Source organism: Candidatus Pelagibacter sp. HIMB1695, assembly GCF_052047655.1.
GTDB lineage: Bacteria > Pseudomonadota > Alphaproteobacteria > Pelagibacterales > Pelagibacteraceae > Pelagibacter.
This window is the reverse complement of record NZ_JBNAJT010000001.1, coordinates 444,426-464,443: the sequence shown is the minus strand read 5'-3', so window position 1 is coordinate 464,443 and position 20,018 is coordinate 444,426. Positions and strand designations below refer to the sequence as shown.

25 protein-coding genes and 1 pseudogene are annotated in these 20,018 nt (G+C 29.7%); 22 read left to right on the top strand and 4 right to left on the bottom strand.

The genetic code is table 11. The features are described from left to right. The first annotated feature begins 1 nt into the window (after position 1). From ACTTAX_RS02610 to ACTTAX_RS02585, 6 genes are all read left to right on the top strand, one after another. Entirely contained in the window at positions 2 to 220 is a 219-nt protein-coding gene (locus tag ACTTAX_RS02610; RefSeq protein WP_440634976.1) for a DUF6552 family protein, read from the top strand. A gap of 131 nt (positions 221 to 351) precedes the next feature. Further along, positions 352 to 804, top strand: coding sequence for a hypothetical protein (locus ACTTAX_RS02605; RefSeq protein WP_440692628.1), 453 nt, complete (start codon positions 352 to 354; stop codon positions 802 to 804). Positions 805 to 844: 40 nt separating this feature from the next. Continuing rightward, the gene (locus ACTTAX_RS02600; RefSeq protein ID WP_440692626.1) at positions 845 to 1,393 is read left to right on the top strand and encodes a tetratricopeptide repeat protein; all 549 of its coding nucleotides are present in this window, start codon (positions 845 to 847) and stop codon (positions 1,391 to 1,393) included. Further along, positions 1,393 to 2,388 carry a S1C family serine protease gene (locus ACTTAX_RS02595; protein ID WP_440692624.1) on the top strand — a complete coding sequence of 332 codons (996 nt, stop codon included), beginning with the start codon at positions 1,393 to 1,395 and terminating at the stop codon, positions 2,386 to 2,388. The genes ACTTAX_RS02600 and ACTTAX_RS02595 overlap by 1 nt, the downstream gene beginning before the upstream one ends. 4 nt (positions 2,389 to 2,392) lie before the next feature. Further along, positions 2,393 to 3,013, top strand: coding sequence for an SOS response-associated peptidase (locus tag ACTTAX_RS02590; protein ID WP_440692621.1), 621 nt, complete (start codon positions 2,393 to 2,395; stop codon positions 3,011 to 3,013). A 10-nt stretch (positions 3,014 to 3,023) separates the two neighbouring features. Then, positions 3,024 to 3,359 (top strand): hypothetical protein, encoded by a 336-nt coding sequence (locus ACTTAX_RS02585; protein ID WP_440692619.1) that lies wholly within the window; start codon positions 3,024 to 3,026, stop codon positions 3,357 to 3,359. A 2-nt stretch (positions 3,360 to 3,361) separates the two neighbouring features. Here the strand turns inward: ACTTAX_RS02585 and ACTTAX_RS02580 are convergent, their stop codons facing one another. Continuing rightward, positions 3,362 to 4,825 carry a DEAD/DEAH box helicase gene (locus tag ACTTAX_RS02580; protein ID WP_440693747.1) on the bottom strand — a complete coding sequence of 488 codons (1,464 nt, stop codon included), beginning with the start codon at positions 4,823 to 4,825 and terminating at the stop codon, positions 3,362 to 3,364. Positions 4,826 to 4,906: 81 nt separating this feature from the next. After that, positions 4,907 to 5,392 (bottom strand): YajQ family cyclic di-GMP-binding protein, encoded by a 486-nt coding sequence (locus ACTTAX_RS02575; protein WP_440692617.1) that lies wholly within the window; start codon positions 5,390 to 5,392, stop codon positions 4,907 to 4,909. Between the two features lie 62 nt (positions 5,393 to 5,454). On the opposite strand from ACTTAX_RS02575, the gene ACTTAX_RS02570 reads away from it, so the two are divergent. From ACTTAX_RS02570 to ACTTAX_RS02510, 13 genes and pseudogenes are all read left to right on the top strand, one after another. Continuing rightward, positions 5,455 to 6,474 carry a D-2-hydroxyacid dehydrogenase gene (locus ACTTAX_RS02570; RefSeq protein ID WP_440692615.1) on the top strand — a complete coding sequence of 340 codons (1,020 nt, stop codon included), beginning with the start codon at positions 5,455 to 5,457 and terminating at the stop codon, positions 6,472 to 6,474. Positions 6,475 to 6,494: 20 nt separating this feature from the next. Continuing rightward, a complete protein-coding gene (locus ACTTAX_RS02565) occupies positions 6,495 to 6,944 on the top strand; it encodes a YtoQ family protein (protein WP_440692613.1) in 450 nt (149 codons plus the stop codon). 16 nt (positions 6,945 to 6,960) lie between these two features. Further along, the gene (locus tag ACTTAX_RS02560) at positions 6,961 to 8,076 is read left to right on the top strand and encodes a dienelactone hydrolase family protein (RefSeq protein ID WP_440692611.1); all 1,116 of its coding nucleotides are present in this window, start codon (positions 6,961 to 6,963) and stop codon (positions 8,074 to 8,076) included. Positions 8,077 to 8,085: 9 nt separating this feature from the next. Next, positions 8,086 to 8,667: a hypothetical protein gene (locus ACTTAX_RS02555; RefSeq protein WP_440692609.1), complete on the top strand. Its 582-nt coding sequence runs from the start codon at positions 8,086 to 8,088 to the stop codon at positions 8,665 to 8,667. Positions 8,668 to 8,725: 58 nt separating this feature from the next. Beyond that, positions 8,726 to 8,902 (top strand): annotated as a pseudogene (locus ACTTAX_RS02550) (YtoQ family protein); the annotation flags it as partial. Between the two features lie 406 nt (positions 8,903 to 9,308). Next, positions 9,309 to 10,559, top strand: coding sequence for a hypothetical protein (locus ACTTAX_RS02545; RefSeq protein ID WP_440692607.1), 1,251 nt, complete (start codon positions 9,309 to 9,311; stop codon positions 10,557 to 10,559). 311 nt (positions 10,560 to 10,870) lie between these two features. Continuing rightward, entirely contained in the window at positions 10,871 to 11,713 is an 843-nt protein-coding gene (locus ACTTAX_RS02540) for a HalD/BesD family halogenase (protein ID WP_440676756.1), read from the top strand. Position 11,714: 1 nt separating this feature from the next. After that, positions 11,715 to 12,611 (top strand): NAD(P)-dependent oxidoreductase, encoded by an 897-nt coding sequence (locus ACTTAX_RS02535; protein ID WP_440692606.1) that lies wholly within the window; start codon positions 11,715 to 11,717, stop codon positions 12,609 to 12,611. Further along, positions 12,608 to 13,339 carry a class II aldolase/adducin family protein gene (locus ACTTAX_RS02530; protein ID WP_440692604.1) on the top strand — a complete coding sequence of 244 codons (732 nt, stop codon included), beginning with the start codon at positions 12,608 to 12,610 and terminating at the stop codon, positions 13,337 to 13,339. Before ACTTAX_RS02535 ends, ACTTAX_RS02530 begins: the two co-directional genes overlap by 4 nt. Then, entirely contained in the window at positions 13,339 to 14,553 is a 1,215-nt protein-coding gene (locus ACTTAX_RS02525) for a Coenzyme F420 hydrogenase/dehydrogenase, beta subunit C-terminal domain (RefSeq protein ID WP_440692602.1), read from the top strand. Before ACTTAX_RS02530 ends, ACTTAX_RS02525 begins: the two co-directional genes overlap by 1 nt. A gap of 6 nt (positions 14,554 to 14,559) precedes the next feature. Then, the gene (locus ACTTAX_RS02520; protein WP_440692601.1) at positions 14,560 to 14,949 is read left to right on the top strand and encodes a DUF2306 domain-containing protein; all 390 of its coding nucleotides are present in this window, start codon (positions 14,560 to 14,562) and stop codon (positions 14,947 to 14,949) included. Positions 14,950 to 15,051: 102 nt separating this feature from the next. Beyond that, a complete protein-coding gene (locus tag ACTTAX_RS02515) occupies positions 15,052 to 15,978 on the top strand; it encodes a carbon-nitrogen hydrolase family protein (RefSeq protein WP_440692600.1) in 927 nt (308 codons plus the stop codon). A gap of 24 nt (positions 15,979 to 16,002) precedes the next feature. Further along, positions 16,003 to 16,632, top strand: a complete 630-nt coding sequence (locus tag ACTTAX_RS02510; RefSeq protein WP_440692598.1) for a LysE family translocator — start codon at positions 16,003 to 16,005, stop codon at positions 16,630 to 16,632. A gap of 92 nt (positions 16,633 to 16,724) precedes the next feature. On the opposite strand, the gene ACTTAX_RS02505 is transcribed toward ACTTAX_RS02510, so the two are convergent. Then, entirely contained in the window at positions 16,725 to 17,396 is a 672-nt protein-coding gene (locus ACTTAX_RS02505) for a GNAT family N-acetyltransferase (protein ID WP_440692596.1), read from the bottom strand. A gap of 28 nt (positions 17,397 to 17,424) precedes the next feature. Continuing rightward, on the bottom strand, positions 17,425 to 17,628 hold the full coding sequence (locus ACTTAX_RS02500) for a hypothetical protein (RefSeq protein ID WP_440692594.1): 204 nt from the start codon (positions 17,626 to 17,628) through the stop codon (positions 17,425 to 17,427). Positions 17,629 to 17,660: 32 nt separating this feature from the next. Here ACTTAX_RS02500 and ACTTAX_RS02495 point away from each other — a divergent pair, with 32 nt between their 5' ends. The 3 genes from ACTTAX_RS02495 to ACTTAX_RS02485 are packed head-to-tail and all read left to right on the top strand — an operon-like array spanning position 17,661 to position 20,015. After that, positions 17,661 to 18,206 (top strand): DUF4174 domain-containing protein, encoded by a 546-nt coding sequence (locus ACTTAX_RS02495; protein WP_440692593.1) that lies wholly within the window; start codon positions 17,661 to 17,663, stop codon positions 18,204 to 18,206. After that, complete coding sequence (locus ACTTAX_RS02490) at positions 18,203 to 18,622, top strand: hypothetical protein (protein WP_440692591.1); 420 nt, start codon at positions 18,203 to 18,205, stop codon at positions 18,620 to 18,622. Before ACTTAX_RS02495 ends, ACTTAX_RS02490 begins: the two co-directional genes overlap by 4 nt. Positions 18,623 to 18,668: 46 nt before the next feature. After that, positions 18,669 to 20,015, top strand: a complete 1,347-nt coding sequence (locus tag ACTTAX_RS02485) for an NAD(P)/FAD-dependent oxidoreductase (protein ID WP_440692590.1) — start codon at positions 18,669 to 18,671, stop codon at positions 20,013 to 20,015. The last annotated feature ends 3 nt before the right edge of the window (positions 20,016 to 20,018 follow it).

The following is a 20,018-nucleotide window of genomic DNA, read 5'->3' as shown; positions in this document are numbered from 1 at the left end:
GATGCGTAAACCATACCAGCCTTTAGCATGGACTGGAACTGTAATGGTGATATCAGCAGCATTATTATCAGCTTTTAATATTTACCCACTTTATATTTACCTATTCTGCCTTGCTAATGCCATTTGGGTCTTGATAGGAATACTATGGAAAGAGAACAGTTTGATAGTTCTAAATGCTGTATTGACGATAATTTATATTGCTGGAATGATATTTGGGTGAAAGAGTTAAAGATTAAATAATATTTTTAATTGATCTATTTTAAAATTATTTAAGGATTTACAATATTAAATTTATACCTTGCGATATTAGTAGATGTAGTAATCAACTGAAAAAAGCTGTAAGACTTTTTAATGAAAAAATTACTTATAGTTTTAAGTTTCCTTTGCTTTAGTTATGCTAATGCACAAAATACTAATATTACTATAGATGCAAATTTAAATCTTACATGTGCATTTGAAAAAGTAATTTTAAAAAATCCAGATCATAATTTTGAAACATTTACAAAAGATCAAGTTAAGAGAGATGACATTCGTAAATTATTAATCGAATCTAAATCACCAAATTCATTAATTATAAAAAATTTATCTAATTTTATTGATAAAATTGAACTAGAGGTAAAAATTTCAAATAAAGATATTGTATTAATCCAAGCTTTTGATGATGAAAGAAATTATTCAGAATCTGCAGTATTAACTATTAAAACAGGTGAGCTTGTTCATGAAATTACTAAAAACATTAAACTAGAAGAGAAAGAAAAGGATATTTCTTTTTATAGTTGTAAAAAAAGTAATCAAAATACATAAGAACCAAGACTCTAATTCTCTTATTTGTTAATATCTAACTATGAAGAGAGTACTTTTATTTTGTTTAATTTTTTTATTTTCTTTAACGAGTTCTTTTGCAAACGATAGAGATGTAAGGTTAAATCAATTATTTAATGAACTAAAAGTTAATAAAGCAACAGTAGCATCAATTGTTGAACAAGAAATATGGTCTTTATGGAGCACTCATCCAACTGATGATAAACTAACTGCTCGTTTAGAGGAAGGTTCAATGTTTGTTAGAAATCAACAACCTAATAGAGCAAGGGATATTTTTACGGAGGTAATAAAACTTGATGAAAATTGGGCCGAGGCTTGGAATAAAAGAGCAACTGTTCTTTATATGTTGGGAGAATATCAAAAATCACAAGAAGATATTGATAAAGTCTTAGAATTAGAACCAAGACATTTTGGTGCTTTAGCGGGACAAGGTATGGTTAATATCAAATTAAAGAATTATGAAAAAGCAATTCGTAGTTATGAGGAAGCCCAAGAAATTTATCCATCAATGAAAACACCTGATGCTATGATTAAACAAATGAAGGAAATAATTAAACAACAATCAATTTAGTGAAAAAAATATTTTTTATTTTTTGGATATTACTTTTTTCAACTAACAACTTATTTTCAGAGACAAACAAACTAACAACAGAAGAAGATATTTTAAATATTTATAAATCAGTTGTTAAAATTGACAGCATCATCCCACCAGAGGCAAGAACTGCACAATCTTTAGGAACTGTAAGAGGAGGAAATGGTGTAGTTATTGATGATAAACACATATTAACAATTGGCTATATTGTTGTTGAAGCAGAAACAATTACAATAACATTACCTGATGGTAAAAAATTTCCAGGTGAGCTTATTGGTTATGATCACACAACTGGCTTTGGTATTTTAAGAACCATTATTCAATCAAACCTAAAACCTCTTAAAATTGGAGATTCTGATCAATTAACTAAAGAAGATTTTTTATATGTGTTACCTTATTTAACAGAGGGAAGACCTTCAGCCGTTAAAATGGTTTCAAGACGATCTTTTGCTGGATGGTGGGAATATTTTTTAGATAAACCAATTTATACTTATCCAGCTAATAGCTCTTTTGCAGGTTCTGCTTTAATTAATGAATATGGTGAAGTTTTAGGAATAGGTTCTTTGTATGTAGGAGATGCAGCAGCAACAGGAATAAGTTCTCCCGGAAATATGTTTGTGCCAATCAATGATTTAAAACCAATTTTAGATGATTTAATTGAAAATGGCAGAAGAACAAAAGATATCAAACCTTATATGGGTTTAACCTCAAGTGACAACACTGGACAAGTTAAAATCACAAGAGTAAATGACAATGGTCCTGCTGCTAAAGCTGGATTTAGTGTAAATGATACAATTTTAGCTGTGAATAATGAAAAAATTAACAACATTGAGGATTTTTATAAAGTGGTTTGGTCCTTTGGTGGCCCAGGGACTAAATTACAATTTGATATAGAGAGAAATCAAAAAAAATTAAATATTGAGCTTACGACAATGGATCGTAATGACTTTTTTGTAAAACCAAAATATTATTAATCTTATGTGTGGAAGATATGTTGTTAAAAATCCAGTAACCAAAACTAGTTCATTAGTTAAATCTGCAATTCAGGTTGAAGACAATGAAAACTATAACGCACACCCTTATCAAAAACTTCCAGTTATAAAAAAATATAAAAATGGAAATACCTTAGAAGCTTTAAAATGGGGACTAGTTCCAAGTTGGGCAAAAGATAAAGATTTTAAAGCTCTGATTAACGCTAGACTTGAGACCATAGATGAAAAGGTTTCATTTAAAAAATTGATTAAAAACAATCGATGTGTTGCTGTTGCAGATGGATTTTACGAATGGAAGAGGGAAGAGAAAGAAAAAACTCCTCATTACTTTACTCGTGAAGATAGTAATACTATTTATTTTGCAGGAATATTTGAAGACGATCAGTTTTGTTTAATTACAGAAGAAGCAAAAGAAAATATTAAGGAAATTCATCACCGACAACCAGTTATTCTTAATCAAGCGGATGTTAATAGATATCTAAATTTAGAATTGCAAGGATCAGCATTTCTAAATGAACGTAAATCACCCAATCTTATTTTTCATGAAGTATCCAAAGATGTTAATAAGCCTACAAATAATACTGCATCTTTGATTCAAAAAGTTTAATAATAAAAAAATGTTTTTCTTTGTAAAAGTTTTAATTGCAGGAGTAATAATTTCTTTTGCTAGTTGGTTATCTGGACAATACCCAAAATTATCTGGTTTTATCATTGCTCTACCAATTGCATCTTTGATTGCAATTATATTTTCTTATTACGAACATCAAGATGTTGAAAAAACAGTCACATTTACCAAAAGTATTTTAATTGCAGTTCCAGTTAGTTACTTGTTTTTTCTACCATTCTTTTTTGCAAAACCATTAGGAATGAATTTTTGGTTAATTTATTTGATAGGACTATCTTTGCTTGTAATAGGTTATTTTTTACACAAATATTTAATTAATTTATTTTAATTTTATTTACGTTTGTGCTTTTTGAATGAAAAATTTTTTGGTCTCTTACGATTTTTAAATTTATTTCGTTTCTTAAAAGATTTTTGTTTAAAGTTTTCATTTTCCATTGGATTATCTTGTTTTTTACTAAAATATTTAGCATTATTTGTATATCCAGCTGTTGTTTCTTTGTTCTTAAATTTAGATCTTTTATGATCTTTATTAAAAGATTTCTTCTTATCTTTAAATTTTGATCTTTGATTATTTTCTTTTTTGTTAAATCTTTTATTTTTCTTAAATTTAGAATTTGTTTTATCTCTAAATTTTTTCGTTTTATTAAATGACTTCTTACCTTTTTTATTTTTTTTAGATCTATTTTTTTCAATTTCTTGAAAAGTTTTAAAATTTGGATCTATTAATTTTTGTATAGATCTCCACATATTTCGATCATTATTGGTTAAAAAAGTTAAAGCCGAACCATCTTTTCCAGCTCTGCCTGTTCTACCTATTCGGTGAATATAATCCTCTGGAACTTGTGGAAGATCATAATTAATTACGTGTTTTATAACTGGAATATCTAATCCTCTTGCTGCAACATCTGTTGCAATTAAAATCCTGCTATTACCATTTCTAAATCCTCTAATAACTCTATCTCTTTTACTTTGTCTAAGATTTCCATGAATCGCATCAGCTTTATGGCCATCATATTTTAATCTTTTTACAATTTTATCAGCCCCATGTTTAGTTTTAACAAAAACTAAAATAGATCCACTTCTTTCAACTAATTGATTAATCAATTCGTGATATTTCTTATCAGCTGTGATTTGAAAAGTTTCTTGTTTAATTTTTTCAATTGGAGTTGATAGAGATCCAACAGATACTCTTTCAGGATTATTTAGATACTTTTGAGAAATCTTTAAAATGTTTTCAGGTAACGTTGCAGAAAACAATAATGTTTGATGATCTTTTGGAATAAATTTTAAAATAACCTCTATTTGAGGAGTAAATCCCATATCTAACATTCGATCTGTCTCATCTAAAACTAAGTAATTTACTCTAGATAAGTTCAAACTTTTTCGTTCTATGTGATCGTTAATTCTTCCAGGGGTTCCAACTATAATTCTTGCTCCTTTTTTTAATTGTCTAAGTTGTTTTTGCATACTCTCACCACCAATTAAAAGAGCATTACCAATTCCTATTTCTCTAATATTAAGTTTTAAAACAGTTTCCATTACCTGGGTTGCAAGTTCCCTTGTTGGACAAATTATTAATGCCATTGCTTGCTTATCTTTTAAAAGTTTATTCAGCATTGGAATTGTGAAAGCTAAAGTTTTGCCAGTACCAGTTTGAGCAGTTCCTAAAACATCTTTTCCTTCTAAACTAATTGGTATTGATTGACTTTGAATAGGGGTCGGAGTTTTAAATTCAGCTAATTCAATTGATTTTTTTAATTTATTTTCAATATTTAGATCAGAGAAGTTCATTATGTTGGGAATGATATAAATTTTAAGTAATTGAGTGTCTGCTTATATCTTTTTGTACTAAATACAATAAATAGTTTGGGAGGTTTAATCTCTAAAGTTTACAAAGTCTATTGGAAGCCCAATATCAATAGCTTTAATTGCTGCTATAGCTTCTTGAAGGTCATCTCTTTTTTTACCATCAACTCTTAATTCATCACCTTGGATTTTAACCTGAATTTTAAGTTTAAGTTTTTTAATGTCAGCAATAACTTTTTTTGCATTTTCTTGGCTAATACCTTCTTTAAGTTCACTTACTTGTCTAATTGCTCCACCCGAAGCACCTTCCGAACTTTTAACTTCTATAACTCTTGGATCTACTTTTCTTCTTACTAAATGTGTTTGTAATAATTCATTGACTTGCTTTAATTTTAATTCATCAGGAGCATTAGTAGTAACTGATTTATCTTTTCGCTCTATAGTGATGTGAAGTCCTTTAAAGTCATATCGATTGCTTATTTCTCTTAAGCAATTTGCTAAAGCATTATCAAATTCTTGATAATTAATTTTACTAATTACATCAAATGAAGGCATAGTTATTTATACAATAATCTATTTTTTATTAAACGAAATTAAAGATAATATTAATTTAAAATATGAAAAAAATTAAAATTCACATCAGAAATAATCATTGGAAAGAGGGATTTTTACCGTGTGATCCTGAAGGTGAGAAAAATAATACAATAACAAAAGAAGAAATTGAAAAGGGTTTTGATCAATATCCTGAGCTAAGGGACAAAGTAGAATATGTAATTGATTGGGATGATGATAATTTTATCTCTTCAATGCAATCAGCTGACATTTTACTCGGCTGGCAGTTTCCAACAAAAGATTTGAAACAAATTGCACCTAACCTTAAATGGATCCATGTAATATCTGCTGGTGTTAATCATTTATCTCCTTTTGATTGGATGAAGGATGATTTAGTACTAACAAATAGTAGTGGAGTTCATGCTAAAAAAGCAGGTGAGTTTGGTTTGATGAGTATATTAATGCTCCAAAATCACATGACTAGAATTGTAACAAATCAAAAAAATAAAGAGTTTGTATCTTTACTTGGAAAACCAACAGAAGGAAGGAAAGTGGTTGTTGTTGGAACTGGTTCTTTAGGTGGTTCAATGATTAAACATATCAGTAAACTTGGAGCAGAAGTTATTGGTGTAAATAGAAAAGGAAAAGATGTTGAGGGATGCTCAAAAGTTATTACATTTGATAAAATTGATGAAGTATTACCTCATGCTGATTTTTTATATTTAGCAGTTCCAGAAACAGAGGAGACTAAAGGATTAATTAATAGATCAAGATTAGATAAATTAAAATCTACGTGTGGGATTGTAAATATTGGAAGGCAATCTGTTTTAGATTACGAAGCTTTAAGAATTAAACTTCAAAACAATGAAATTGCTGGAGCAATTTTAGATGTATTTTCACAAGAACCTGTTCCAAAAACATCAAACCTTTGGGATACTCCAAATTTAATTATTACTCCTCATATTTCATCTGATAGTGAGGGCAATTATATTGAAATGGTTCTTAAAATTTTCTTTAAAAATTTAAAATTATTCACAGAAAATAAAGAATTAGTTAATCAAATAGATAGAAATTTAGGATACTAGTTACTATATATAAAGAACATATGTTGAAAGTATATTTAGCAGGAGAAATTCATACAAATTGGCGAGATGAAATTATTGATGAATGTAAAAAACAAAATTTAGACATTCAATTTTCGTCTCCAGTTACTGATCACGCATCTTCAGATGAATGTGGTGTTGAAATTTTAGGTCCTGAAGAGAAAAATTTTTGGAAAGATCGAAAAGGGGCTAATATCAATTCAATTAGAACTAAAAAATCGATCAAAGATTGTGATGTAGTTGTTGTTAAATTTGGTGAAAAATACAAACAATGGAACGCAGCTTTTGATGCAGGGTACGCGGCTGCTTTAAATAAATCAATAATTATTATTCATAATGAAGAGCATCAACATGCTTTAAAAGAGGTAGATGCTGCAGCCTCAGCTGTTGCATCAGACCAAATGCAAGTGGTTCGGATTTTAAAATATGTTCTTCAAGGAAAGCTTAAATAGTTATATAAATAACATTATGAGTATTATAAAAAAATTTTTTGTAATTCTTTTTTTATTTATTTTTTCAAATACTGTTGTTAATGCTGAAACAATTAAACCAAAAAAAACTCCATTAAAAAAATTATCTAAACAGTTGGAAAATGGTAAATTGGTTAAGATTAATTCTTATCAAGCTTCTGATTACAAAGGTATAAAAGAGGGTTGGTATAAAGAGAGCCCAATAATAGTAGATGCTCTTATTACTTATCCAGAAGGAGAAGGTCCATTTCCTTTATTATTAATCGTTCATAGCAGTGGTGGTGCTGATGAATTTACTGCAGATTGGCTAGAATTTATGAGAGATCAACAAAAGCCATTACTAGATATGGGTATAGCAACAATGTATTTAGATAATTTTTCTGCTAGAGGCGCAAAACACACTTACCGTGATCAATCAAAGGCTTCTTTATGGTCTACTTATATAGATGCGTTTATGGCATTAGATTATCTAAGTAAGGATCCAAAAATAAATATTAAAAAAATAGGCATCTCTGGTTATTCAAGAGGTGGAAACCTTTCAATTATGGCAGCAGAAAAAAGATTAAGAGATATTTTAGTTGATAAAGATCTTTATTTTGCAGCATCTCAACCAAGATCTGCTGAATGTGGAATATCTGGAATGTTTAGAAATCCAACTCCAGTTAAAGAAACTAAAATTTGGTATGTACATGGTTTAGCTGAGGATTACACACTACCAGGTCCATGTGTGGAACTTATGGAAAAAATGCAAGCTAAAGGTGCTGATATTGAAATCGATTTAAGAGAAGGATGGTATCATTTATTTACAGGAAATTATGAGCCAGAATTTGCAAAAAGAACTCAATATTTTTGGAAGTGTCCTAATTTCTATACCGAAGATGATGGTAATATGAACAAAGAGTTCGTTGATTTAATTCTAAAAAATACAAAAATCAAAAGTTTGGATGAATATAATGAATTATCTCGTAAAAACCCAAGAAAAGCTTTTAAAACAATGTTTAAAGGTCTTGTAAAAGAAAAATGTATTGGAAAAGGTGTAACTGAAGGTGGTAACCACGGAAAAACTTTTATGCCAGAGTATTTAGCTTTTTGGAGAGAAAATTTATTAAATTAATTTAATTATTTGAAAAATTTTTTTTTAATATCATTTCTAATTTTACTAAATACTAGTCAATCTTTTGGATCAGAAAGATTTATCCCTTTAGAATTATTTACAGGTGGAGAAATAAGAGAAGATAAAGAGATTAAATTTACAAATGCTAATTTGGTATTTGGTGAAAAGAAGAGAAAAAAAATTGTAGGACCTGAGGATTGGAAAAACCCACAAACTGGAGAAACTATAAAAGTTTATAAAAGAACAAGAAAAGGTCAAAGTGGATTAAAAACACAGTTATTTACAGTTACTAATGACGGGCAGTGTATAGGAAGAGTTTGGGATAGTAGAAGAGGAGGAAGAGTAATAAAAAATGGATGTAAATTTCCTCTAGGCGTTTGGAAAGAAGGCGAGACTAGATCTTTTGAAGGTTCTTCTGGCGGTAAACCACGAAAAATAGAATTGACAATTTTAAAATTAGGAAAAAAGCAGAAAGATAAAGTAAAATTTAATTGGAAACTTTATGATGGAAGTGGAAAATTAATGGATGACAATGATTATACTTTCTCCCCTGGAAAAGCTATGAGCAAACTGAATGATAAAAAGCTATAATTTAAATCATTTTACTCAATAGTGCTCCAATGACATCGATCTAATCTACCTAAGATTATGGAATTCAGCTTTCGATGCAGGATATGCATCTGCATTAAATAAATCTATTATAGTTATTCATAGTGACGATCATCAACATGCATTAAAGGAAATAGATGCTGCAGCTTCTGCTGTCACTTCAGATCAATCACAAGTTGTTAGAATTTTAAAATACGTTTTAGAAGGTTCATTATAATTTCGTCTTCCTCCTTTTTAAAAAAAAAGGAGGAAGTATTTATTCAGTTAAAATAATTAATAAGAGATAGAAATAATGATAAAATTTTATTTTAACTACACATTTTTTATTTAGAGAATACTTAATATTAATTACAGTTACTTTAAAATTATATTACATAGTAGATTAATGAAATAACTTTGTTACAAAATAATTACAAATTATTTATTACAATTCAGTTACAATCCACAATTTCAATTCTTAAGATAAGTTATTTATTACAATTCAGTTACAATCCACAATTTCAATTCTAAAAAAAATGATTGTAATATAATTGTTATAATTAAAAAATAAATTTGTAACAGAACTAATACATATCATCTTCCTTGATTTGGTTAATTAATAAAAACAGAAAAAGGAAAACTTAATGATAAAATTTATTTTAGCAGGCCTTCTAGCCTCAACTGCAATTGTTAACATAGCAAATGCAGACTTTTCAGAAATTGGAAAATTTGGGACACCAGCAAATAATCCTAGTGCCGAGGAAACATCAGCAGAAATCATTGCCGCAACTGCGGATGGCATGAAGCTTGTATATAGCGATAGTCCTGCAAATGCATTAGGGATGATTGATATCACTGATCCAGCAAATCCGAAACCATTAGGCTCAATGAGCTTAGGTGGTGAGCCAACTAGTGTTGCGATCAAAAATGGGAAAGCATATGTTGGTATTAACACTTCTCCAGACTACGTAAAACCAAGTGGACACTTGTTAGTTATTGATCTTGCTTCAGGAAAAGAAGTTACAAAAATAGAATTAGGTGGACAACCAGACTCTGTTGCAGTTAGTCCAGATGGAACTTTTGTGGCAGTAGCTATTGAAAATGAGCGTAACGAAGATATCAATGATGAAAAAATTCCACAACTTCCAGGTGGTTTTGTAGCAATTGTTAATTTAGCAGATAACAGTGTTACTAAAGCAGACTTAGTTGGTTTTTCAACTATTGCTCCAAACGATCCAGAACCTGAGTTTGTTGATATCAACAATTTGGGTGAGATAGTTGTTACGATGCAAGAGAATAACTGGATGGCAGTTATTGATCGGAATGGAAATGTAATTTCAGAGTTTGATGCAGGACTTGTAACACTTAAAGGTATTGATAATAAAAAAGATGGTAAACTAAACATGGTTGACACCATTGAAAATGTTAGAAGAGAACCAGATGCAGTTAAATGGATTGGTAATGATCATTTTGCAACTGCAAATGAAGGGGACTACAAACATGAAGCGCCAGGTCAAGCTAAGCGTGGTGGTAGCCGTGGATGGACAATCTTTAATAAAAATGGTTCGGTTGTATACGAGTCAGGTTCATCATATGAAAGAGCACTTGCATCAGCAGGTTACTGGCCAGAAAATCGTGCAGAGAAAAAAGGTGTTGAACCAGAATCAGTTGAAGTAGCAATATACGGTGATACACGTTATATCTTTGTGGGTGCTGAAAGAGCTAACGCTATCGGTGTATATAAAGCAAATGATTTATCAAACCCAGAATTAGTAACTATTTTGCCAACAGGTATTGGACCTGAAGGTTTGGTTGCTATACCTGAACGGAACTTATTTATAAGTGCTAACGAAGTTGATAAAGAAAAATCAGTTACAATTTATAGTCTAGACTAATATTAAATTAAGTTTGTGGGGGCGTTAGCCCCCACTATCTAGATTTAATTATCTTCATTTTCTAAATCAAAAAGAGTTAGATCAAATTATCTTTACCTAGGGTAAAAAATAGAATACGGTTTGCTTATGAATCTTAATCTTTTTACTCACTGTCATAGACTGGCTAGAGTTGGTTTGAGTTCAAAGTTATCATCTAATTTATTTAATTTATTACTACAAAAAGTAGACTGTAAAAATCATATAAATTCTTCAACACCCACGAAATTGTAATCACTTCTTTTTTTAAAAATTAATTTAATTAAAGGAGAATTATGGAAATAAAAAACATTGTTAACTTAAAAGATTACCCAATTGATCAAACAGGATCAAAAGAGTATCAAGATTTAATTACTAAAAATAGAGAGCTACTTGATAAAGATGGATGTTGTGTGCTTCCAAACTTTGTACTTAGCGAGTCTTTGAAAAGAATGAAGGAAGAAGTTGAGAGAAATCTTCCTAAAACTCATTGGACTAAAGATCATCACAACCCATATTTTTCAAAAGATGATGAAAATTTATCTAAAGACCATCCAAAAAGAGTGTTTTCATTTAGAGAAAGTGGATACATCAATTCTGATGATTTAGAAGAACAATCTGATTTAAACAAAATTTACGAGTCTGAGGAAATGTTAAAATTTATTTCAGATAGTTTAGGAGTTTTTCCTCTTTATAGATGGTCAGATCCTTTAGGTAAAAATCCATACAGTATCATGCATAAAGATCATTACTTTCCTTGGCACTTTGATGGAAATGAATTTACTTTAAGTATTTTAGTTCAAAAAGCAGAGAAAGGCGGGTTGTTTGAATATTCACCTGATTTAAGAAGTACTGAAAATGAAAACTTTGATGAGGTAACTAAAGTACTTCGAGGTTCAAGAGATAAAGTTAAATCATTAGATCTTCAACCAGGGGATCTTCAAATATTTAAAGGAAGATTTTCTATGCATAGAGTAACAAAAATAGAAGGAAATACTTCTCGTTACATTGCACTACCAACATACGTAAAAGATAGTTACAGAGTAAATAAACCAGAACACTCTAAACAAGTTTACGGTAAAGCACTTCCAATTCATTATGAGCGAAATAATGTTGAAGTAGATGGGTTAATGGATTGATATGAAAATAGGTTTTATTGGTTTAGGAAATATGGGGATGCCTATGGCATTAAATCTACATAAATTTAAAAAAATAGATTTATTAGGTTATGATATAAGTGCTAAATCTTTAAAACAATTTAAATCAAAAAAAGGAAAAGCAACAAGCTCATTAGACGAATTAATCAGGTTTTCAGATGTAATTATCACCTGTGTTCCGGGACCAAAACAAATTAAAGCATTATCAATTGGTAAAGGTAAAATTATTGATCAATTAGGTAAAAATAAAATTTGGATTGATTGTTCTACTAATTCTTTAACTTGCTTTAATCTTTTAAAACAAAAGTTAAGCAAAAAAATAAATCAATTTGTTGATGCAACGATATCAGGTGGAAATTTAAAGGCTCAATCAGGTGATTTATCAATATTTATTGGAGGTAATAAAAAGACAGTTAATAAGCTTAAGTTTGTCTTTAATATATTAGGTAAAAACATCTATTATCTTAATAAACCAGGTGCTGGTTATGCTGCTAAAATTGCACAAGTTAGCCTTTGTTATTTAAACTATTTATCACTCTCAGAGTCGCTGATGCTTGGAGTAAAGTCAGGGATTAAACCAAAAACAATGTTAGAGATTATCGATAAAAGTGCAAGTGGGGGTTATACATCAACAAGATACGGACCTAACATGATTAATGGTGATTATGATCCATCATTCTTTTTAGGTTTATCAATGAAAGATTTAAATCTTGCTAATGAAATTATTAAATTACATAAATTAAAACTACCAATAATGAACTTAACTTCAAAAATTTATAACAAAGCAATTAAAAAATATGGAGCAAATTCTAATCACTTAAAAGTAATTAAACTTTTAGAACAAAATAATAAATTAACTTTTTCAAAGGAGGGACGATGAAAAACAATATAAGTGAAGCAGACTGGAAAGTAAGAGTAGACCTTGCTGCCATGTTTAGATTAACCCATATGATGGGTTGGGACGATACGGTTTGGAACCATATCACTGCAAGAGCACCTGGAACAGATCATACATTTTTTATGCATGAGATGGGTTTGTTGTATGAAGAAGTAAAAGCATCAAACTTAATTAAAGTGGATGAGCATGGTAAAGTTTTAGAAGGACCTGAAAAAGCTAATACTGCAGGTTTTATTATTCATAGTGCTATTCATCTAAATCATCCAAATGCAAAATTTGTCTTTCATGCACATCCTCCTTCAGCTTTGGCTGCAACTGCATTGAAAGATGGTATCCCTCATTTAGTTCAAGATAGTTCAATGCTTTATGGAAAAGTGGGTTACCATGAGTGGGAAGGACTATCGATTAATAAAGATGAGAGAGTTAGAATTGCTGAAAACATGGGAGACAATAAGGTTTTAATCATGAAGAACCACGGTCTTCTTACTGTTGGTGCAACAGCTGGGGAAGCTTTTATGAATATGTATTATGCAATTAGAATGTGTGAAGTTGCAGTACAAGCAACGGGATCTGGTTTACCTCTTGAAAGAGCAACAGAGGAGATGTGGAAATTATCTCAAAAACAATATGATTTATTTTCACCAGGATTAAATGAGTGGCCAGCATTACTTAGAAGATGTGATGCAAAAGACCCATCTTATAAAGAGTAATGACAAAAATTAATTCTTTAGATGATATTGTAAAAAACGGCCTTTGTATTGGCTGCGGACTTTGTAAAAGTATTGCAAGAAACTCTCTTCAAATGGAGATGAGTGACAAAGGTAATTTAGAACCTAAAGAATTAACACCAATATCAAATGAAACTTTAGATGAAATTAAAAAAGTTTGTCCTGGAGTTATTGCTGAAGGACCTGAAGATCATAAAGAAAATGAGGGAGCTGATAAAGATTTGGTTTGGGGAAATTATTTTGATTTATATTATTCATGGTCTACTGATCCAAAGATCAGATTTCAAAGCTCAACAGGAGGTTTGTTAAATGGATTATCTTTATATTTATTAGAACAAAAGAAAGTTGATTTTATAATGCATACAGCAGGGGACAAAGATAACCCTATGCGAAACATTGTAAAATACAGTTATAATAAAGAGGACTTAATTAACTGTGAAAGTAGATCAAGATACGGTCCATCTTCCCCTTTAAGTGAATTTCATAAAGCCTTAGATAAAAAACAAACCTTCGCATTTGTTGGTAAACCTTGTGATGCAGGAGCTATTAGATTGCTTGCTAAATCAGATGAAAGAGTTGATCAGTATTGCAAATATATATTCACCCTTGTTTGTGGAGGCTTTCAAGAACTAACAAAATCACAAGAATTTATTGATAGCTTTAATGTCAAAGAAGAAGAGTTAGAAGAATTTAGATATAGAGGATTTGGTAACCCTGGAAGAATGTATATCAAGACTAAAGATCAAAGAGAGTTTGACAAAGATTATAATTCTTTTTGGGGCGATGAAAGTAATTGGAAAGTTCCCTTTAGATGTAAAATATGCCCTGATGCAATAGGAGAAAGTTCTGATATTGCAGCTCTAGATACTTGGAGAGGGGGTTCACCTAAAGAAGAAGATGAAGGGTTTAATGCTGCAGTGATGCGAACTAAAAAAGGAATTAAAGTTTTTAATGAAGCTGTTGAAAGTGGATATCTTGTTAGAGGATATAAAGTAACTATTGAAGACATTAAAGATTTTCAACCTCATCAAACGAGTAAAAAACAAGCTGTTTATGCAAGACATCTTGGGATGAAAAATAATAATGTTCCAACAATCACAACTAAAAATCTTAGAATAGAAGAATTGTATAACTTAAATGATGATGAGTTTAATAAACAACAAGAACAAGGTGTTTCAAAGAGATTAGGAAATTAAGAAAACATGACTTTGTTATTCAATGAAGCACACCCTATACCACTTCATGCTATTATGGCAATGATTGCTATAATTTTAGGTGGCATACAACTTTCTATGAAAAAAGGTGGAGCCATTCATAAATTGTTAGGTCGTATATGGGTAGGTTTAATGTTGATTGTAGCGATAACTTCTTTTTTCATACACGAAACTAAAATGTGGGGAGATTATAGTCCTATACATTTATTGAGTTTGTGGACAATTTTTATACTGGGTGTTGGTGTTTATTATGTACGTGTAGGAAATATTAAACGTCATAAACAAGTAATGATCGCAACTTATTTTTTTGCTTTAATCCTCACAGGCTTTTTTACACTTATGCCAGGACGTATCATGCACCAAATTTTGATTGGCTGACAATTCTATTGCTCCAATAGTGCTCCAATGACATTGGTTCTTGAGTAATTACTTTATTTATGAATTGGATATTGTTAGTCTTTTGAATAAAAAAATTAATTTATGAAAGTAGCTGTAATTCAACATCCACCTAAATATCTTAACTTACAAAAAACTATAGATTTGGGGGTTGAACTTATTGAAACTGCTGCTGGCCAAGGGTCTAAATTAGTTGTGTTTCCTGAGGCTTGGTTTCCTGGATATCCAGAATATGTTTGGAGGTTAAAACCAGGGGGTGAGATGAGCTTAACTGATGATTTGTTTAAAATTTCTCAAGCTAATTCAGTTAATCTTTCAAAAGGTCATATGAAACCCATTCAAGAGGCTGCAAAGAAAAATAAAGTTGTTGTAGTTGCTGGTCACCAAGAAATTGATGGAGAGGTTAGCGGATCAACTCTTTATTGTTCTATCATTATAATCAATAATGATGGAACCATCTTAAATAATCATAGAAAATTGATGCCAACAAATCCTGAACGTATGGTTTGGGGTCCAGGAGATGGTAGTGGTTTAAATGTTGTTGATACAGCAGTAGGTAGAATTGGTGCATTAGCATGTTGGGAAAATTACATGCCACTTGCAAGATACTCTTTGTATTCACAAAATATTGATATTTATATTGCACCAACTTGGGATGAGGGAGAACCTTGGCTTTCAACAATGAAACATATATCTAGAGAAGGAGGTTGTTGGGTCATAAGTTCAGCAACTGCAATACAGGCATCCGATCTACCAGATGACATGCCTCATAAAGATCATTTGTACCCTGATAAAGATGAGTGGATTAATTGTGGTGATGCAATTATTTATAAACCATTTGGTGATTTGCATGCAGGGCCTTTACACAAAGAAAAAGGAATACTCTATAGCGATATTGATATTTCTTTTTCAAAATCTTCTAGAAGAAGATTTGATGCAACAGGTCATTATTCAAGACCAGATGTTTTTAATTTAACCATAGACAAAAGTAAGAAAAAACCAATTTCGTAAAAAATTATTTTTAACTAATTAATTATGACTTTAGATAACTGGGTATTATTTGTTTTTGCGGTTTTAGCTCTTATGAGCACACCTGGGCCAAGTCAATTATTAATGTTATCCAACAGCGCAACTTATGGCCTTAAAAATTCAGTTGCAACAATAGTGGGGGATTTGTCAGCAAATCTTTTACAAATGATAATAGCCACAGCTGGTATTGGGTTATTGATAGCATCATTTGATAATAACATCTTAATCTACATAAAATGGATAGGTGTTACCTATTTAGTTTGGAACGCTTTAAAATTAATTTTTGAAAAAAAGGAAAATACTAACAAATATAAAAAAACAAATAATAAAAAAATTTATAGAAAATTGTTTTTACAAGGTTTTTTAACATCTGCATCAAACCCTAAAGCAATTTTATTTTTTGCTGCTCTGTTTCCACAATTTATATCTGCAAATGGTGATATCTGGATCCAATTTTTAATTTTATCCATTACCTATATTTCAATTGATGGCATATTTCTTCTTTTTTATGGTTTTGCAGCTTCAAAAATTGCCATGATGATAAAAAGTAATTCAAGCTTGATTATTAATAAAGTTGGAGGTTCATTAATGTTAGTTGCGGCATTTTTATTGGGACTAAAAACACTTGATAAATAATTATTAAATTATTTATTACAATTCAATTACAATTCACAATTTAATAAACATTTGCTGCTCCATATACGCGTCAATGACATTAGTAATTGAGTTTAATTTAACTTAAGACTTCTTTTTTGATTTAGATTTTTATCTAAATTTTTGCTTGATAAATATTTCAAATAACCTTTTTTTATCTTTTTCCAATCTTTATCAATAATTGCATACCAGGAAGTATCTCTATTTCTTTTTTTATAAATTGTTGCTTGTCTAAATATACCTTCAAATTTAAAACCTAATCTTAATGCAGCTTTATTCGATTTTTTATTTAAACTATCACATTTCCACTCGTATCTTCTATAACCTAAATTCTCAAAAACATTTTTCATCATAAGGTACATTGCCTCTGTAGCCTCAACTGTTCTTTGAAGATTTTTAGCATAAGTAATCCAACCTACTTCGATTGTTCCAATTTCTGGTTTAATTCTAAGATAACTTGCTAAACCGCAATAGGTTTTAAGCCTTTTTGAGTAAATTGAGTAAAAAAACGGATTACCAGATAATTTTTCTGTAGTTAAATACTTCTTAAAAGAACTAAAAGTCTTATAGGGTCCTGTTGGCATATAAGTCCAATCAATTCCTTTTTTGTCTAAGGAAAAGTTTTTATATAAATCTTTAGCATGTTTTTTTGCGTTAACTGGTTCTAAAGAACAATATTTACCAATTAATTTTTTCTTTGAAGGGTATTTTGCTTTATTAAATTTTACACTAAAGCCTATTTTCATTTTTTTTCCTAACTGATTTATCTCATTATCAGATATCAAATTTTTCTAATAAGAAATTGATTAATAAATTGTAAATGAATGCAAAACTAAAAATATAAAACAGAAAAATTGCAGCTTTAGAATTAAATATGTATCCAGTTGAGGTTAAAAGAACTAAGAAAAAGCTTATCGATAAAGCAAGTTTAGATAGTGCTTTTTTCTTAAAATGAGATTTAACAACTTTTTCCTTCATATATCCTATTAACTAAAATACTTAATATACCAATGAATTTTAAAAAATATATATGGAAATGTAGGTTGTTAGTTTTGAATACTCCAAACTACACTAATCAAGAATATAAAAATTCAAAAGATATTTACCAAAAACACATTAAAGAATTTCATAAACGATTTATTAAATTAGTTACAAAATTAGATAAAGCTAAAAACTTTAGTGTGAGTTTAATTGGCTTTGATGGAACCGAAAAAGCTAAGTTAGATGCAATAAATCTAAAAAAAATATTTACTTTAGTTGATAAAATGCCAATGAATAAAATGATAAAAGATAAAAGTTTTAAACCTTTAAATCTTTCATTATTTTCTGATTATAAACCTAAGACAACTTTACATGGATTAGGTTTTAAGAATAAAGAAAAGGCGCTTTATACAGTTAAAGCTATCAAAAAAAGATCAATTAAGTATCAAGTAAATGTTATTGCAACAATGCTTGGAAGAGCAAAAAATCATCCTAACAAAACTAAAGATATGGATGATGCAATAAGGATCTTTGACAAATGGATGAAAGATTATAAGAGAAGTAAGAACAAATGAAAAAACTACTATCAATAATATTTTTAAGCTTTTTTAGTATGAGTGCTAATGCTGATGATCAACAAACTTTTGTGTTTAATAACCTGCAAGGAGATTTCACGACTTGTTATAGTTATTACTTGTTATCTGAAGAGGGTTTTAAAAAAAGTGGCAGTGCTAACGATGAAACTATAGCAGGGCTTAATAAATCAGCAGATTTATCATTAGAATCTGTTTTTATGATTGGTCAGCAATTAGGTATGAATACAGATACAATGAGAAATAGAGTTAAAACATCCTTTGAAAGTATGAAAAAAGAGATGGGTCAAGATTTTAAAAACTTTTCAGTAGTTTTAGATAAATACGGAATATTTTGTAAGGACTTAATAGAAAAAACAGACGATAGAGTTGTATTCTGGGAAGATAAATTTAAGTAAATTATTATTTAGATAATTAAGGGTTATGTTAACCTAACGTTAACCAATGAGTAATATTTATCATTCAGATATTTATCAGTTCAATAAACCTGTTCCTAGTTACTGGGAAGCAACTTCAAGTGAAAATCTAAATTTAGATAAACTTCAAAAAGATATTAGTTCAGAAATAGTGGTTATAGGTGGGGGTTATACTGGTTTGCTTTGTGCAATAAATTTAATTGAAAATCATAATTTAGATGTAGTTTTGGTTGAGGCTGGAAAAGTAGGTTGGGGTGCCTCTTCTCGAAATGCAGGATTTTGCTGTCTTCCTCCAAGCAAGATGTCTTATAAAAAAATGCAGTCTGTTTATGGAACAGAGGAGACTAGAAAATTTTTTAAAAACTCTGTTGAAGGAGCTAATTATACTAAAGAATTAATAGATAATTATAATATTGATTGTGATGTCACTGGTGAAAATAACTTTGTAGTAGCTCATCATAAAAATAAATTTGATCAAATTAAAGAACAAGCTGAAGTATATAAGTCTGAATTTGGAATAGAGACTAAAGTTTATTCAAAAGAAGAATTTGATGAAGTAGGTCATGGTGGAACTGAGCAATTTGGTGCATTTTCATATAAACCTGGATTTGCAATCAATCCTTTAAAATTTGTAAACGGACTTGCAAAACATGCATTGTCTAAAAAGTTAAAGATGTATGAACATACAAAAGTAGAAAAAATTGATAAAGAAAATGGTTCTTATCTTTTAAAAACTAATGAAGGATCAATAAAGACAAAAAAAATTGTAGTTGCAACTAATGGATTTTATCAAGAAGGATTAATTCCTGAAATAGATGGAAGAGTATTACCTGTAATATCAAATATTATTGTAACAAGACCACTTTCAAATGAAGAACTTAGTTTACATAACTTTAATACTTATGCCCCAATAGCTAATTCTAAAAACCTTTTATATTATTATAGAAAGTTACCTGATAATCGAATTTTATTTGGCACTAGAGGAGATTTTGAAGGAAGTGATCAATCAAATCAAAATAGAGCAAACGATATGGAACAATTTTTAAAAAATATTTTTCCTAAATGGAACAATGTAACAATTGATTATAATTGGAGAGGTTTAATTGCATTATCTCAAAAGCTTACTCCTTCAATAGGTAAAATTGATAATGAAGAGATTTATTATGGATTTGGTTATAGTGGTGTAGGAGTTAGTGCAGCTCCTTGGACTGGAAAACAATTATCTAAGTTAGTTTTCTCATCGAATAGTAAAGATCTCGATATTTCAACAATTTACAAAGGTTTACCTAAGAAATTTATTTTCCCACAATTAAGAGTATTTTATTTCAAGTTAGCAGTGTGGTTTTATAGAATGAAGGATAAGTTTAATATTTAATGA

What these genes read in the sequence shown, in the direction of transcription:
- ACTTAX_RS02610 (WP_440634976.1), top strand. Translation starts at nt 2, where the DNA reads ATGCGTAAACCATACCAGCCTTTAGCATGGACTGGAACTGTAATGGTG.
- ACTTAX_RS02605 (WP_440692628.1), top strand. Translation starts at nt 352, where the DNA reads ATGAAAAAATTACTTATAGTTTTAAGTTTCCTTTGCTTTAGTTATGCT.
- ACTTAX_RS02600 (WP_440692626.1), top strand. Translation starts at nt 845, where the DNA reads ATGAAGAGAGTACTTTTATTTTGTTTAATTTTTTTATTTTCTTTAACG.
- ACTTAX_RS02590 (WP_440692621.1), top strand. Translation starts at nt 2,393, where the DNA reads ATGTGTGGAAGATATGTTGTTAAAAATCCAGTAACCAAAACTAGTTCA.
- ACTTAX_RS02585 (WP_440692619.1), top strand. Translation starts at nt 3,024, where the DNA reads ATGTTTTTCTTTGTAAAAGTTTTAATTGCAGGAGTAATAATTTCTTTT.
- ACTTAX_RS02575 (WP_440692617.1), bottom strand. Translation starts at nt 5,392, where the DNA reads ATGCCTTCATTTGATGTAATTAGTAAAATTAATTATCAAGAATTTGAT.
- ACTTAX_RS02570 (WP_440692615.1), top strand. Translation starts at nt 5,455, where the DNA reads ATGAAAAAAATTAAAATTCACATCAGAAATAATCATTGGAAAGAGGGA.
- ACTTAX_RS02565 (WP_440692613.1), top strand. Translation starts at nt 6,495, where the DNA reads ATGTTGAAAGTATATTTAGCAGGAGAAATTCATACAAATTGGCGAGAT.
- ACTTAX_RS02560 (WP_440692611.1), top strand. Translation starts at nt 6,961, where the DNA reads ATGAGTATTATAAAAAAATTTTTTGTAATTCTTTTTTTATTTATTTTT.
- ACTTAX_RS02545 (WP_440692607.1), top strand. Translation starts at nt 9,309, where the DNA reads ATGATAAAATTTATTTTAGCAGGCCTTCTAGCCTCAACTGCAATTGTT.
- ACTTAX_RS02540 (WP_440676756.1), top strand. Translation starts at nt 10,871, where the DNA reads ATGGAAATAAAAAACATTGTTAACTTAAAAGATTACCCAATTGATCAA.
- ACTTAX_RS02535 (WP_440692606.1), top strand. Translation starts at nt 11,715, where the DNA reads ATGAAAATAGGTTTTATTGGTTTAGGAAATATGGGGATGCCTATGGCA.
- ACTTAX_RS02530 (WP_440692604.1), top strand. Translation starts at nt 12,608, where the DNA reads ATGAAAAACAATATAAGTGAAGCAGACTGGAAAGTAAGAGTAGACCTT.
- ACTTAX_RS02525 (WP_440692602.1), top strand. Translation starts at nt 13,339, where the DNA reads ATGACAAAAATTAATTCTTTAGATGATATTGTAAAAAACGGCCTTTGT.
- ACTTAX_RS02520 (WP_440692601.1), top strand. Translation starts at nt 14,560, where the DNA reads ATGACTTTGTTATTCAATGAAGCACACCCTATACCACTTCATGCTATT.
- ACTTAX_RS02515 (WP_440692600.1), top strand. Translation starts at nt 15,052, where the DNA reads ATGAAAGTAGCTGTAATTCAACATCCACCTAAATATCTTAACTTACAA.
- ACTTAX_RS02510 (WP_440692598.1), top strand. Translation starts at nt 16,003, where the DNA reads ATGACTTTAGATAACTGGGTATTATTTGTTTTTGCGGTTTTAGCTCTT.
- ACTTAX_RS02505 (WP_440692596.1), bottom strand. Translation starts at nt 17,396, where the DNA reads ATGAAAATAGGCTTTAGTGTAAAATTTAATAAAGCAAAATACCCTTCA.
- ACTTAX_RS02500 (WP_440692594.1), bottom strand. Translation starts at nt 17,628, where the DNA reads ATGAAGGAAAAAGTTGTTAAATCTCATTTTAAGAAAAAAGCACTATCT.
- ACTTAX_RS02495 (WP_440692593.1), top strand. Translation starts at nt 17,661, where the DNA reads ATGAATTTTAAAAAATATATATGGAAATGTAGGTTGTTAGTTTTGAAT.
- ACTTAX_RS02490 (WP_440692591.1), top strand. Translation starts at nt 18,203, where the DNA reads ATGAAAAAACTACTATCAATAATATTTTTAAGCTTTTTTAGTATGAGT.
- ACTTAX_RS02485 (WP_440692590.1), top strand. Translation starts at nt 18,669, where the DNA reads ATGAGTAATATTTATCATTCAGATATTTATCAGTTCAATAAACCTGTT.